General features: G+C 48.0%; 1 pseudogene. It reads left to right on the forward strand.

Annotated features, from left to right (window positions below):
- Positions 1-783, forward strand: a pseudogene (locus tag A3762_RS22525) (F0F1 ATP synthase subunit beta); the annotation flags it as partial.

The raw sequence follows: 783 nt of genomic DNA on the forward strand, positions 1-783 counted from the left end.
ACCACTCTCGAAGTTCAACAGCAACTAGGTGATGGTGTCGTTCGTACCATCGCAATGGGTAGCACAGAAGGTCTTAAGCGTGGCCTTAATGTAGCAAACACTGGCGCTCCAATTTCCGTACCAGTAGGTACTGAAACACTGGGTCGTATCATGGACGTACTTGGTCGACCAATCGATGAGCGCGGTGAAATCGGTGAACAAGAGCGTATGCCTATTCACCGTAAAGCTCCTACTTACGCTGAGCAAGCGGCAAGTGCAGAGCTTCTAGAAACAGGTATCAAAGTAATCGACTTAGTTTGTCCATTCGCTAAGGGTGGTAAAGTTGGTCTGTTTGGTGGTGCCGGTGTTGGTAAGACCGTTAACATGATGGAACTTATCAACAACATCGCACTTAAGCACTCTGGTCTTTCAGTATTCGCAGGTGTTGGTGAGCGTACTCGTGAGGGTAACGACTTCTACCACGAGATGCAGGAAGCGGGCGTTGTTAACTTAGAGACTCCTACAGACTCTAAAGTAGCAATGGTTTACGGCCAGATGAATGAGCCACCAGGAAACCGTCTGCGTGTAGCGCTAACTGGTTTGACGATGGCTGAGAAGTTCCGTGACGAAGGTAAAGACGTTCTACTATTCGTAGACAACATTTACCGTTACACACTTGCAGGTACTGAAGTATCAGCACTTCTAGGTCGTATGCCTTCAGCGGTAGGTTACCAGCCAACACTAGCAGAAGAGATGGGGGTTCTTCAGGAACGTATCACTTCTACTAAGACTGGTTCGATCACT

This window comes from Oleiphilus sp. HI0125, assembly GCF_001635355.1.